The organism is Acidobacteriota bacterium, from assembly GCA_003225175.1.
In the GTDB taxonomy this organism is placed as follows: Bacteria; Acidobacteriota; Terriglobia; order Terriglobales; family Acidobacteriaceae; genus Gp1-AA112.
Genome location: QIBA01000036.1, coordinates 13,261 through 26,824 on the forward strand (window position 1 = coordinate 13,261; position 13,564 = coordinate 26,824).

At 56.2% G+C, this 13,564-nt stretch carries 13 protein-coding genes; 7 read left to right on the forward strand and 6 right to left on the reverse strand.

What is annotated here, in order from left to right; genetic code table 11:
• The first annotated feature begins 174 nt into the window (after window positions 1-174).
• The gene (locus tag DMG62_06635) at window positions 175-2,010 is read left to right on the forward strand and encodes an ABC transporter ATP-binding protein (GenBank protein ID PYY23770.1); all 1,836 of its coding nucleotides are present in this window, start codon (window positions 175-177) and stop codon (window positions 2,008-2,010) included.
• Between the two features lie 186 nt (window positions 2,011-2,196).
• Here DMG62_06635 and DMG62_06640 read toward each other — a convergent pair whose 3' ends face one another.
• Window positions 2,197-2,490 carry a hypothetical protein gene (locus DMG62_06640; protein ID PYY23656.1) on the reverse strand — a complete coding sequence of 98 codons (294 nt, stop codon included), beginning with the start codon at window positions 2,488-2,490 and terminating at the stop codon, window positions 2,197-2,199.
• Window positions 2,491-2,692: 202 nt separating this feature from the next.
• Here DMG62_06640 and DMG62_06645 point away from each other — a divergent pair, with 202 nt between their 5' ends.
• The 3 genes from DMG62_06645 to DMG62_06655 all read left to right on the forward strand — a co-directional run bounded on the left by DMG62_06645 (window position 2,693) and on the right by DMG62_06655 (window position 4,826).
• The gene (locus tag DMG62_06645; GenBank protein ID PYY23657.1) at window positions 2,693-3,106 is read left to right on the forward strand and encodes a hypothetical protein; all 414 of its coding nucleotides are present in this window, start codon (window positions 2,693-2,695) and stop codon (window positions 3,104-3,106) included.
• Between the two features lie 95 nt (window positions 3,107-3,201).
• A complete protein-coding gene (locus DMG62_06650) occupies window positions 3,202-3,939 on the forward strand; it encodes a hypothetical protein (GenBank protein PYY23658.1) in 738 nt (245 codons plus the stop codon).
• A gap of 272 nt (window positions 3,940-4,211) precedes the next feature.
• A complete protein-coding gene (locus DMG62_06655) occupies window positions 4,212-4,826 on the forward strand; it encodes a hypothetical protein (GenBank protein ID PYY23659.1) in 615 nt (204 codons plus the stop codon).
• 51 nt (window positions 4,827-4,877) lie between these two features.
• Here the strand turns inward: DMG62_06655 and DMG62_06660 are convergent, their stop codons facing one another.
• Window positions 4,878-5,168 (reverse strand): hypothetical protein, encoded by a 291-nt coding sequence (locus DMG62_06660; protein ID PYY23660.1) that lies wholly within the window; start codon window positions 5,166-5,168, stop codon window positions 4,878-4,880.
• Window positions 5,169-5,447: 279 nt separating this feature from the next.
• On the opposite strand from DMG62_06660, the gene DMG62_06665 reads away from it, so the two are divergent.
• The 3 genes from DMG62_06665 (at window position 5,448) to DMG62_06675 (ending at window position 9,978) form a co-directional block, all read left to right on the forward strand.
• Complete coding sequence (locus tag DMG62_06665) at window positions 5,448-5,948, forward strand: hypothetical protein (GenBank protein PYY23661.1); 501 nt, start codon at window positions 5,448-5,450, stop codon at window positions 5,946-5,948.
• A 129-nt stretch (window positions 5,949-6,077) separates the two neighbouring features.
• Complete coding sequence (locus DMG62_06670; GenBank protein ID PYY23662.1) at window positions 6,078-8,501, forward strand: phosphoribosylformylglycinamidine synthase subunit PurL; 2,424 nt, start codon at window positions 6,078-6,080, stop codon at window positions 8,499-8,501.
• Between the two features lie 43 nt (window positions 8,502-8,544).
• Window positions 8,545-9,978 (forward strand): amidophosphoribosyltransferase, encoded by a 1,434-nt coding sequence (locus DMG62_06675; protein PYY23663.1) that lies wholly within the window; start codon window positions 8,545-8,547, stop codon window positions 9,976-9,978.
• Between the two features lie 20 nt (window positions 9,979-9,998).
• Here DMG62_06675 and DMG62_06680 read toward each other — a convergent pair whose 3' ends face one another.
• The 4 genes from DMG62_06680 to DMG62_06695 form a co-directional block, all read right to left on the reverse strand.
• A complete protein-coding gene (locus DMG62_06680; GenBank protein ID PYY23664.1) occupies window positions 9,999-10,718 on the reverse strand; it encodes a thymidylate kinase in 720 nt (239 codons plus the stop codon).
• Window positions 10,719-10,745: 27 nt separating this feature from the next.
• Window positions 10,746-11,324: a hypothetical protein gene (locus tag DMG62_06685; GenBank protein PYY23665.1), complete on the reverse strand. Its 579-nt coding sequence runs from the start codon at window positions 11,322-11,324 to the stop codon at window positions 10,746-10,748.
• A gap of 175 nt (window positions 11,325-11,499) precedes the next feature.
• Window positions 11,500-12,234, reverse strand: a complete 735-nt coding sequence (locus tag DMG62_06690) for a hypothetical protein (protein PYY23666.1) — start codon at window positions 12,232-12,234, stop codon at window positions 11,500-11,502.
• On the reverse strand, window positions 12,231-13,538 hold the full coding sequence (locus DMG62_06695) for a hypothetical protein (protein PYY23667.1): 1,308 nt from the start codon (window positions 13,536-13,538) through the stop codon (window positions 12,231-12,233). The genes DMG62_06690 and DMG62_06695 overlap by 4 nt, the downstream gene beginning before the upstream one ends.
• Between the last annotated feature and the right edge of the window lie 26 nt (window positions 13,539-13,564).

Here is a 13,564-nt window from a genome sequence, read left to right on the forward strand (position 1 = left end):
CCGGAGCGCCCGGGCGCCAGCCTCGTCTCCATGCATCCGATCTGAGAATTCAAGCATGCTCCCCGTCCGCTGCCTGTCTTCTAAACTGCATCTAACCGGAGCAGCAGTTCGCGATCAGAGAAGCCCTCCAGTTCTGCGTTGGAGGCGCAGGAATTTCGTGTGTCTACGACTCAACTGGTCCAACCCGCCAAGTTTTCCGGTAAGCCCCTACCGCCAAAGCATCTGAACATTCGCACGCTACTGCGCCCACACACTGGCGCGCTCATCCTCGGCTTTCTGGCGGTGATTGGAGAGTCGGCTGCCAATCTGCTTGAACCTTGGCCGCTGAAGATCGTTCTCGATAATGTCCTGCGTAGCAAGGCCTCGAATGGATGGCTGAGCGGATTTATTCATAAAGCTGCCGGCTACGATCCGCTCGGCATTCTGAAGTTTGCCTGTGTTGCAGTCGTGGGGATCGCGATCCTCGACGCAATCTCCTCCTATGCCGAGAAGTACCTCACCACCAGCGTCGGCCAATGGGTAACTCACGATCTACGCCGGGCTTTGTACTCGCATCTGCAGAAGTTGTCGCTTGCCTACCACGACCAGAAACGTACGGGCGATCTGATCAGCACGGTCACCAGTGATATCGATTCTATTCAGAGCTTCATCACCTCCGGACTGCTCGGAGTATTTATCAACCTGATCACGCTGGTCGGGATGGTGGTTGTGATGTTTTTCCTGAACTGGCGCTTCACCCTGATCGCTCTCTCCATTTCACCAGTGCTGTTCGCCATCGTGTACACGTACACGCGTCGCATCAAGAAGGCCTCGCGCGAGGTTCGCAAGAAAGAGAGCGAGATTGTATCGGTGATCGAAGAGGTGCTGGGATCGATCCGCGTGGTGAAGGCTTTTGCGCGCGAAGACTATGAATCCAGGCGGCTTGAAGAAGAGAGCCTCGAAAGCGTGGAGATCGCACTACGCGCCCGAAGCCTGAAGGCGAAGCTTGCCCCCATTGTGCAGATCATCGTCGCAGTAGGCACGTTCCTGGTTCTGTGGTTCGGTGGCCGCATGGTCCTGAGCGGCGCTATCACGGCCGGCTCACTTGTGGTGTTTATCCAGTACCTCAGCAAGATGTACAAGCCGATGCAGGAGCTGTCGAAGATGACCGACTCCTATTCAAAAGCTCTGGTCGGCTATGAACGGATCCAGGAGATCCTTGAAACCGAGCGCGAAGTAAAAGATCTGCCCAAGGCGAAGCCTGCTCCGCGATTCAAAGGCAAGATCGCGTTCGATCACGTGAGCTTTTCGTACGCGCCGGAGTCACCAATCCTCGAGGACTTGAGTCTTGTCATCGAACCCGGACAGGTCGCCGCATTCGCCGGGCCTACCGGAGCAGGAAAGACGACCATTATCAGTTTGATTCCTCGCTTTTACGATCCAACGTCGGGAGTCGTGAAGATTGATGCTGTCGATGTTCGCCAATTTAGGCAGCGATCACTGCGGCAGCAAATTAGCTTCGTCCTTCAGGAGACGGTGCTCTTTCACGGACCGATTTGGCAAAACATCGCCTATGGCAAGCCGGAGGCGACACGCAGCGAGATCATTCGCGCAGCCGAACTCGCAAACGCTTCGGAATTTATCGATCGTATGCCGGAAGGGTACAACACCATCGTCGGCGAACGTGGCATGACGCTCTCCGGTGGCCAACGCCAGCGCATTGCCATTGCGCGCGCGGTGATCCGGAACACGCCCATTCTGATTCTCGATGAACCCACTTCAGATCTCGACGCCGGATCGGAGAAGCTGGTTTACGAGGCGCTGGATCGCCTCATGTCTGGAAAAACGGTAATCACTATCGCCCATCGCCTCTCGACGATTCGCTCGGCAGATGTGATCTTCGTGATCAAAAATGGAAGGCTGGTCGAGCGCGGCACGCATGATCAATTGTTGCGCAAGAGTGGTGTATATGCAGAGTTGGAGCGGCTACAGATGGGCGAAGAGCACCCCGTTGGAAGGCTGGCAAGCTGAAGTAGAAACGCAGCACACCACGACAGACGTCTCCGCCATGCGCTTGACTCTGGCTAGACGGTATTAGCGACCAGCATCGTGGAAAGGCAGCATGCTGCATCTCTACCTGAGTGCTCCAGTGCGTGCACGAGCAACGAAGAAGGCGAGCCGTTTGGCTCGCCTTATGATTTCTGACAACTAAGACTTCTAGGCTGCCGGTAGCCGATTCCCAACACGTGAGTCGGAGTTGTGCCGCACCCCAAAGTGCTCATAGGAGTGAACGCCGTCTCTGATCGCGAGCAGGCTGGCATTCGACCGGTTCAATACCATCGCCAGATACTTTTCGGCGACGGCACGGTCATCTGGCCGGACCATCTTCCACCATCGCTGGATTGATTCCTGTACTTCGGCTTCGTTCTTTTCGCCTTCGACCAAGGCATCAATCAGCTTGTAGATCTTTGACTTGACTGCCCTGTACGAGATGGAGATCTCCTGGTTCATGCTCCTCCCTTTGCCGCAATGAAAGCAAGTGAAAGGCCAGCCGCATCTTTAACAAAACATTACGTTTCAAGTGTTAAGAATTCCGAATTCTTGGAGGGATGCAGGGACGAGTCTATGGAAATCGGTATAGGGCCTATTCGTAACGCTGATATCCACAAACACAGCTCGCACGTTCCAAGTAACTTCCCAGATAATAGTTCGCATGTCCTCAAACGGAGCTCGCGCGAACCGTAAAGCGCTCTTCAGCGTTACCTTGCCGCTACTCTCCTTTCTCCTCGGGATCTTGATCGAAGCACTGGAGCGCCACGAGAGCATTAGTGGCTGGGCCCTCTGGATCGACAACATCGCGGCCGCCTTGCTGCTTGGGCTAGTGGTGTTTTTTTATGAGCGCCGCCAAAAGAGAGAATTGGTCAAAAAACTCCGCATGATTGAATTGATGAACCATCACGTACGCAATGCTCTGCAGCCCGTCATGTACATTCCTTACTCGCAGGACCAGCAACAGCAGCTAAATACCATTCGAGATGCAGTGAACCGGATCGACTGGGCACTGCGTGAAATCCTGCCGGGGACTCCGCACGAAGACTTCTCGCCTCCACGCCATACAGCAGCCTAAAATTGGCTCACATTTAGCAGGCGAAGCTCGGCGAAACAAATTCATTTCAGTCGTGTTACGCGGATCAGGAGACTTGTGTCTTCACAAATTAACTGTTGTACGAGGAGAAGCTCATGCCATCCAGGTTTCTCGTACCAGCCGTCGCCGTCGCGGCATTCTGTCTTTCACTTTCCGCTGCTGAAACCAAAGCCGAACAACAATCCGCGTCAGACCGAGCGGCTCGAGTATTCATTACCGACAGCCAATCCTGGGCGATCAACGGGATTAGCGGAGGCTCCGCCGATGGATTTGGTGCCAAGGGCGGCGGTGGCGCTCGTCCACAAACGGCCGAAATTATCAAGACCTTCGGTGAGCGCTGCAATCAGGTGGTGATCAACAATAAGAAAGAAGTAGCTGACTATGTTGTCGTTCTTGATCATGAGGGCGGCAAATCCATCGTCTTGCGCAAGAACAAGATCGCCGTCTTTGATCGCCGCTCAGGAGACCTGGTCATCAGCCGCTCAACGCGATCCCTGGGCAATTCTGTGCAGGACGCCTGCGAGGCGATTAATAAGCACTGGCAGGAACATGGAGCTGAAATGCGTTCTGCCGACCTTAATGGACGCGGAAAACTCAGTATTGCGTCGAACCCTGCGGGAGCAGAAATTGAAATCGACGGAGCTTTTATGGGAAACGCTCCCGCTGTGCTTGAACTTGAGCCCGGAGATCACACAGTCACCTTGCGGAAGACTGGGTATCGCGTTTGGCGGCGCAAGATGCGTATTAGCGGCGGCCAGGCAAGGCTAAACCCAGCACTCGAATCTCTGGATATGGCGGCTTCTGCGGCGCAGTAAAATTGCGGAGCTCGCGCTGCTGTGGGCATCAGCACTCGCGGCCTCGCTCGCGTGCTACGAACCGAGCTTACGTTGTTCCGGCCGCCCCGGCCGGGTAGAAGGTGGTAGCTCGAGAAACTCGAGGTTCTCGAAAGCTGCATGCGTCGCAACTAAGCGAATGATTTTGCTGATCCCACGAAGACTATGCATCCAATCTCTTCGCTTCTGCCCGCTTCGTTTTTTTCTAAGCCATTCCTCCTCTCCGGATAGACTTCCCCAAACAGGAGTAGCTCATGAAGCCTGCAGCCCTCGGTATTCGCATGCACTCCGGGTGGGGAATCCTGGTCGCAGTTAACCATGAAATCGAGATCATCGAGCGTCGCCGAATCGTTATCACAGAGGGTCACGGGCCGAGAGGCAATCAACCCTTTCATCATGCTCAAGAGCTTAGTCTCGAAAAAGCCGAAGGATTTCTGGCTGAATATCGTTCCATTTCGGAACGCCTCGCTCGAAGAGAGCTGGAAGCTGCTACAGCAGCAATATCCGCGCGAGGATGCAACGTGGTAGCTGCAGCGTTGCTTCTTGCGTCAGGAAGACCGCTTCCCGCGCTGCCGCAAATTCTGGCTTCGCATCCTCTGATCCATACTGCTGAAGGAGAATTGTTTCGTGAAGTTGTGAGCGACGCGTGCGAAGGACTCAGGATTCCAGTCGAGCGTTATCGCGAGTGCGACTTGGAAGAGCTCGCGAAGCCGGCTCTGGCTGACTCTCTGACAGACGCGAAGCAGAGGCTCGCAAGCGCCGGCAAATTGATAGGTCCGCCCTGGACTGCTGATCACAAGGCTGCGGCACTAGCCGCGTGCATCGCGTTGCGAAGAAGAACTGCACTGAATAAGGAGATTGGAGCCTGATGCCTGCTCCTAACGACCTCAACTAATGCTTGTTGTTGTCCCTGTCGCCTTTTACTTTGGCAATTGTGAGTATGCGCGTCGTAGCAATTCCTGAAGCTCGGCACGAACGCTTTCACCGTCAGTTTGATCCAGAGTTCTGTTCTCGAAATGATCTGGCTCTGTCTGGTCACGCTGGTTCAGCGGAAGTTCACTTTTGTTCAGCGGAATGTCACTCTGTAAATAATCGAACAGAGCAAGCGTTGACCATGCGCTAAAACAGGGGTTTGAATCCGGATGTACGCTGACCTGCAGCGTACCCAAAATTTCTAAACAGCTCACCGATTTCGAAGTTGACTGAGACATGCGTTCTCCACAGGCAAATCGGTTTCGCGGAACACCGTTTGAACGTGCAACGACGATGCCAATGAAACGTGCTGAGTTCGCGAGAGATAATCCCGTGCTGCCTCCGGAAGCGGTAAATAATTCTCGGTGACCGGTCACAATTCCATGCGGCTGGACGACAACTCTGGGCAGGCATCTTTATGGAAGCGAAGGGCATCGTCACCGGACGATCCCAAAACGGGATGTGTCTCTCAACGAACAGGAACAAGCTATATTCAGTGCATGACCCGCCTACCGCTCATGCCCGGGCAGATCACAGAGCTCATCTCCAACGTCGCAATATTCATCGAGGAGCAGCGGCGAACACACGAGCCGGCATCGCATCAATTGAGCCACGCTGAGCGCACTTCCCTGGCGGTTCACTTCCCTGCGGACGTACTCGATCAAGTGCGCCTGACCCGGGTGAAACACCTGCAGAATCCGCCGTTTTATGCGGGACTGGAAAATATGGGATTTCAGAACCTGCCGCAGTTTCGACGGATGGCAGCGGTTACATTCGTAGATATCATCGTTGCCCAGCATGAGTTCACTCCCTCGTTGCTCTTCCATGAGCTGGTTCATGTCGTGCAGTACAGGGAGCTGGGTGTGCGGAGGTTCGCGGAGCTATACGTGCGAGGATTCCTTGAAACCGGAGAGTATCTTTCAATTCCCCTGGAGCGAGTGGCATACCACCTCGAAGGATTGTTTCGCCTCCGTCCTGATCTGAAGATTGAAGTGGAGAAGCAGGCTACGAGCTTCTGAGCGCCGAAGGCTGGAGCGAAAACGAAGGTCACAAACGAAAAAGTGAAGACCACGGAGCTTAACCTCTTCCTGCCTTCGTGACCTTCGTGCCAACCCGCGTCTTCGTGAGAAAATAGACTTATCCCCGAAATGGCCACTCAATCGCTCCAAACTCCTCCGGTTCCCTGTCGTGCCACCCCTGAGCTGCTGAAGACGCACGGAATCACCCCTGAAGAGTACGAACGCATCGTGCAGGCGCTAGGCCGTGAGCCCTCGCTCACGGAGCTTGGCATTTACAGTGTGATGTGGAGCGAGCACTGCTCGTACAAGTCGTCGAAAGTTCATTTGAAGCGCCTGCCCACCCGAAGCGAGCGCGTAGTGCAGGGACCGGGAGAGAACGCCGGCATCATCGACATCGGCGACGGTTGGGCATGCGCATTCAAGATCGAATCGCACAACCATCCTTCGTATATCGAATCCTTCCAGGGTGCGGCCACCGGCGTTGGTGGAATTCTGCGCGATATCTTCACCATGGGTGCGCGTCCGCTCGCTGTGATGGATTCACTGCGATTTGGGCGAATTGTGGATCGCAGGAAACCGCAGGGAATAGGGGACCAGGGACAGGCGACAGGAAGAGGCGAAAGTCAGCTGCCAGCCTCATCGTACTCTCCAGCGCGGAAGCTTAGGGGCTCAGAAGCGAAGAAGCTGATCCACAAAAATCATTCCATAGTGGAAGGCGTCGTCAGTGGTATTGCCTCCTACGGCAATTGCTTTGGTGTGCCGAATCTTGGTGGCGAGACGAAGTTCGAGGAGTGCTATTTCGGGAATCCGCTGGTGAATGCATTTGCCCTGGGTCTCGTGCGCAAGGACGAGATCTTTTATGCCAAGGCGTCGGGAGAAGGAAATCCGGTCATTTACGTTGGCGCCAAGACCGGACGGGACGGCATTCATGGCGCCACCATGGCCAGCGAGGAGTTTAAAGAAGGATCCGAACAGAAACGCCCGAACGTTCAGGTCGGAGATCCTTTCCTGGAGAAGCTGCTGCTCGAAGCTTGCCTTGAAGCCATGCAAACCGGCGCGGTAGTCGGCATTCAGGATATGGGCGCTGCCGGTCTTACGTGCTCCACCTGCGAAATGGGCGCGCGTGGCGGCGTAGGCATCGAGATTGAACTTGATTACGTGCCGCAGCGCGAGACCGGAATGACCGCCTACGAGATCATGCTCAGCGAGTCGCAGGAACGCATGCTGCTGGTCGCCGAGCGCGGACGCGAACATGAAGTCTTCCGCGTATTCGAGAAATGGGGACTCGACGCAGTCACCATCGGCCATGTGATCAACGAGCCGCGCATGCGTGTGCTCGAGCATGGAAACATCGTCGCCGATATTCCGAACACCTCCCTCACCGACGACGCTCCTGTGTACCGCCGTCCGATGCAGCCGTGGACGGCTCCAGTGCCGAAAGAGAAACCGCCGACTGTTACGCTCGGCTCCACTGCTGACTTGACCGGAGTTCTAAAGCGACTCCTCTCCTCGCAGAACATCTGCTCCAAGCGCTGGATTCACGAGCAGTACGACTCCATGGTGCAAACCAACACTGTGCAAGGTCCCGGCGGCGATGCCGGCGTCATGCGCATCAAGGAGACGCAGCGCGGACTGGCCATGTCGCTTGACGGCAATGGACGTTGGTGCTACCTGAATCCCAAATTGGGAGCTATGCATGCCGTGGCTGAAGCAGCGCGCAAGGTAGCCTGTGCCGGCGGTCTGCCCGTTGCAGCCACAAATTGCCTGAACTTCGGGAACCCGGAGAAGCCGCACATCATGTGGCAATTTTCCGAGGTGATCGACGGCCTGGCCGAAGCGTGTACTGCGCTCGGCACTCCGATTACAGGCGGCAATGTAAGTCTCTATAACGAGACTCTCGGCGAAGGAATCTATCCCACTCCCGTACTTGGCGTTGTCGGGATTGTGGAGAACATTGAGCGCACCGCCACTCCTCACTTCCGGTCCCCAGGACGCGAGGTGATCCTGCTCTCCGGCGCCACAGCTCCTTATGATGATCGCCAGCTCGGCTCATCGGAGTACGCGAAGGAAATCGCCGGGGCTCTTTGGGGAGAGCCGCCAGCACTGGACCTCGCAGCCGAGTCCGCGCTCCAGAAATGCGTGTTGGAATTGGTGGAAAAAGGCCTGATCGAGTCCGCACACGACTGCTCAGACGGCGGGCTGGCAGTCGCGGCTGCAGAGTCGACGTTCCGCCACGAAATCGGGGCAGAGTTGCATTTGCCCCAAGGCTCGGAGCCTTTGGAGATCGCTCTCTTTGGCGAGCAGGCAAGCCGAGTGCTCGTTTCCTGCGTCCCAGGGGACCGGCAACCCATCCAAGAAACAGCGGCAAACCACAAAATTCGAGCAGAGTTCCTGGGCAGAACCGGTGGCGACAAGCTCGTCATCCGGCGTGGCCCTGCCGACGCGGTTTCCGTTTATATCGGCGATATAAAAAATGTATGGGCTCAGGCTCTGGAATGCGCCTTACACTCGGACGTGCCGGAGCGCATCGTGCCCGACACTCTCGATAAGTAGCTTCGGAACTACGCAGCGACGAAGCTTTGGGACCTCGAACTGAATGTCGATCATCGAAAAATCCGACAAGTTCCACGACGAATGCGGCGTGATTGCGGTGAACGGGCACCCGGAAGCCTCCAAGCTCGCCTATCTGGGCCTCTATGCGCTCCAACATCGCGGACAGGAGTCAGCGGGGATAGCCAGCTCCGATCTCGTGCGCCTGCACAATATCAAGGCCATGGGACTCGTAGCCGACATTTTTACCGAAGACGTTCTTGGCCGGCTGCCTGGATCATTGGCAATTGGCCACACGCGCTACTCGACCACCGGCGACTCCGCTCTGTTGAATGCACAGCCCATTCGCGTGGAGTGCAACAAAGGCGCCATCGCCCTGGCCCATAATGGGAATCTGGTAAACGCGCACACTCTGCGCCGGCAGCTCGAACAGAACGGCTCGATCTTTCAGACCACCAGCGACACCGAAGTGGTCGTACATCTGATCGCGCAATCCAAAGAACAGACTCTGCCGGATGCAATCGCCGACGCGCTGCGGCGAATCGAAGGCGCCTTTTCCCTGGTGCTCATGACGCGCGATCGCATCTTCGCCGCCCGCGATCCCCACGGATTTCGTCCGCTCTCGATGGCGACGATGCCGAGTGTGTCAGGGCGGCCATCGGTTGTCTTTGCTTCGGAGACCTGCGCCTTCGATCTGATCGGCGCGCACTATGAGCGCGATGTTCGACCCGGAGAGCTGGTGATTGTCGGCAGTGAAGGCGTGCACTCGCGCATCTTTGCCCCGCCACGAAAACAGTCGAGCTGTATCTTCGAGCATGTCTACTTCTCGCGTCCTGATAGCGTAATCTTTGGCCGTCCGGTGCAGGAGAGCCGCGAGGCGCTCGGACGCGAACTTGCCCGGGAGGCTCCGGTAGTTGCAGACCTCGTGGTTCCAGTTCCCGATTCGGGAGTTACCGCGGCCGTCGGCTACTCCAATGAAAGCGGCATCCCGTTCAGCTTTGGACTCATTCGCAATCACTACGTAGGACGCACATTCATTGAGCCCGAGCAGCGCGTTCGCGACTTCGGCGTCCGCCTTAAGTTGAATCCGGTTCAGCATCTGCTGAAGGGCAAGCGCGTTGTACTGATCGATGACTCCATCGTTCGCGGCACCACCAGCCGCAAGATCGTTCGCATGGTGCGCGACGCGGGCGCAACGGAAGTTCACATGAGAATTTCCTGCCCCCCAACGATCTCTCCATGCTTCTACGGCGTCGATACTCCATCCAGGAAGCACCTGATCGCGGCAAACAAGTCCGTCGAAGAGATTCGCGAGTACATAGGCGCGGACTCCCTCGCATATCTCTCACTGGAAGGTCTCAGGCGCGCCTGCGCTGAAACAGACCAGCTCAGCTACTGCACAGCTTGCTATACGGGTAAGTACCCGACTCCTATTGTGGATGTTGAAGAGATTGAGCCGGCGCCAGTGGCGCTGAAATAATTTCCAGTTGAAGGCGCCGGCTACGCTGCCGGGGCACCGACTCCGAGATTCGGAGGCCGCGTGGCAATTTCGAGTTCCCGTGCCAAAATGGTCTTGTCACAGGCTGTGACCACCGCCATCTTCGCTTCAGCAAGCGGCAGCGGAGGAATGATGGTCATTGTGCCTAACACGGCTGCCAAGCGGTAGTAAGCTGTACGGCATTTGTGCATGAAATCGACCGGATACTCCGGCTTGCGCTTGTGCGCAGCTTCGGGATCAGCATCGAGCAGATACGCGAGGTCCGGCTGAGGCGCAATCTTCTGGATCAAACGCACAAACTTCAGCGTCATCGGACGTTCCAGTGGCAGGTTCGCCAGCTCGTCGTAGACGTAGCGATCGACAATGACAACGTCAACCCCTGAGTTCAGCAGTCTCTTCACTGTTGTCCGCAGGTGAAGTGCGTCCAATAGATAGAGCGCGTGGCGCAGGATCGTCAGATACCAGGCGCGAACATTCTTATCGCGCCGGTTTACGGGTTTATTCGGCGCCCCGACGCCTTTTTCACTTCCATACACTTTGTGGACGAAGCTTTCGCGGTATCGTGTCATCACCACGATGTCGTCCCAAAAAGTGAGCAGGCGAACCTTCAGCCCAGCCGCGGTCAAGCGCTCCTGAAGATTTTCGATTTGCGTGCTCTTACCGGCGCCGTCGAGTCCGGAGAAGCTAATCAATAGCGGACGTTTGATACTCACTGGCCCAATTCCTTGAGAGACTTGTAACCGGTTGAGCTAACGCGCTGCTCCGGGAGGAACACTCGATGTCCCGCGAGTTAGACCGACCACAGTGCCCACAGCGACTGCTCCCGCGGCCACCAGTCCGAGTTTAATCAGCACAGAGTGGACTTGGCGCTGCTTAGCTGGAGCGATTGCTTCACCAGCCGGACGCGACGCAACTCCGCCGCGTGTAGCTCCTTGTTGTGCTGTGGCCGTGCCGAGCGGGTTCACAGGCTCGGATTGCGCCGGCGCTGGTTGAGGAGTGCTCTGTGCCGGTTGCGCTTGCTGAGCACGCTGCACTTCGCTGGGCGCATCAGGCGGGGTGGCATTCGTTTCAGCAGGGCGCTTCGTTGGTACAGGCGCCAGCGGAGCTTGAGCCGGGTCGTATCGTGCAGGACCGCTGCGGGCATCGGGCGCCTGATTACTTTGCTGCTCAGCCGGCGTATTTGCGCTTTGCGAACTTTGATCTTGTGCTGATGACGATGTCTGCGGCGCTGAAGCAGTATTCTGAGCCGCTGCAAACTGCGATACGTTGCACAACAGAACCGATAGAAATAAGGCCAGGAAGCGCAAAGCAAGTTGCTTCAGTGTCATAACTACTCCGTGGGATGGACTGCAAATCAGGCGCTCCTTAGGAGAGATGCGGCAGGAGAGCTGCAGGTTGGAAGCAGAGCTACAGCTGCTCAGATCCTCAGCTCTTAATTCAAATCCCATCTACGGCTAGTAGCTCTGCAACTCAGGAGCTTAGGAGCTTAGAAGCTTCATGCTGCTACTTCGCCCGCGCCTTCTCCGTTTTCAAAGTTTCTGCGAAAGGTAGAGATGTCTTGTCGCTACCCACTGCCAGCGCACGCTCTACGTTCGCTTCTTTATCTACGAGATTGTTGAGTCGATTCTTGATGTAAGTCCAAAGAGTCGGGATGTTGGTGTCGTACCAGCACGACTCATACATCCGTGGCGACAGGCCGCAGATCATCCGGAATCCGGTATGCACCAGGTGGGGTGAGACCAGCATCGCAGCCGCCAGCCGATGGTTTCCTTCCAGAATTGTGAGTGGCAACTCTTCGTCGACGCCGATGAGCAACACCGTTGAAGTTAGCGGTTCAGACTGCAGCCGGTAACGCAGTTGCTGAATTTTCAGGAATGCCGGATCTTTCTTCCCGATCGCCGACTCGCGAATTCGCCTGACAATCTCGCTCAGGAGGAAACTTCCATCCGAGATCTTGCGCCAGTGCGCACGGGGAAACACACGGATGCGCTTCAGATCCTCTGCGTCGATCTCGGCTTCCTGCCATACCGTGTCGGTAGGAATCTCGCGAAGCATGTGTCCACGACGGCGGTATAGCAAGGCTCGCCGAACGATGTTTTGCGCATCATCGGTGATGTCCGGATTGAGGACGATCGACTCGAACTCTCTTCGGTCTTTGTCGTACTCCTTCTGATAGAACTCGTTTTTCAGAAACTCAGCAATGACTTGTGCTTCAGTAACACGGCGCTTAAGAATCATAGGGACTCCTTCCATCTGAGAAGTCTGATGGAACGCAAAAATGGGAGTGAAACTAACAGCAGCATCAGCGCCATCAGCGCGATCTGCACAACGATCACCTGTCGCAAACTGGAGTGGAACGTGTAAATCAGAAAGACCAGCGCCCCGCTGATCAGCAGTTGCAGCCAGCCAGTATTGGCGATCTTTCGCGACATTTCATAAGTCATCAGAACAACGGAAAGAGCGTAGAGTCCGGTTGCTGAGGCGTACAGACTCAGGAGCGGTTCGGCGGAGCGGAAACTTTCGCCCAGGATCAAGTGAATGATGAAGCCGGGAAACAGCGCGAGCACGCCGATGAATCCAATCGAAATTCCCAGTACGATCAGCAGTGGTAAAAGCAGCACTTGTCTCCTGTCCTCGTCCTTTGCGGCGGCGCTGATGGGGAACATCGCACTAACGATCGACCACGCGGCGAAGTACAACACTCTGCCCACGAGCGCAACCGCGGCATAAAGACCTGCCAGTTCGGCGGTAAAGAAGTGCTTTACCAAAATAATATCGATGTTGTTGATGATTACCTGCCCGATGAAGAAGACAATCGCCTGAATGCCTTCTCCGAAAGATGCGGGGATAACTTCGCCCTCCTCAAGATTGCCGGCCTTCTGAACCTTCGCTCCGGGAATCAGGATCGCAGCTACAATGGACGCAGAGATCGCGCCAACCGCTCCCATTACCCCATATCCAAGTTCCACCAGCAGAATGGCCAAAGCCAGTTTGGAAGCCGCCTCCAAAATGTAGTTGCGAGAGAGCGATCCAAATTCGCACAGTCCCTGCATGTTGCCGCGCTTCACGCCAAGCGGCGTGTAAAACGTCATTCCCAGCGCAAACACTGCAATGAGCCACGAGTCAGACATCCGCAGGTACTCGGCGATTGGCTGCCTGGCAATTGTGAGGACGATTGCGATGGCTGCGCCAACCATCCATGCTTTCCGTCTGAGATCACGGAACACCGCGACTTTGCTGGACATGACGGCATTGCGTGCGACGAACTTCGCGCACACCAGCTGAAATGACAGGCTCACCGAGGAAAGCAGCATGAGCAGAGTCACTACAGCAGCGACCTGGGCGAATAACGCTGGTCCAAGCAGGCGCGCCATACTGACGTTGAATCCGAAGTTGATGCTGGCGACGAGCACTGAGCCGGCCAGCATCACGATGCTTCCGCCCAGCACGCGCGACGCGGCTCCCCTCTCAATCCAGTCGGCGCAACGCACGCGCCATCCGCCGCGAAGCGGTAGGGAAATTGTGTCGGAACCTGAATTCATTGCGGAGAGATGCCGGCGCGTGTTTT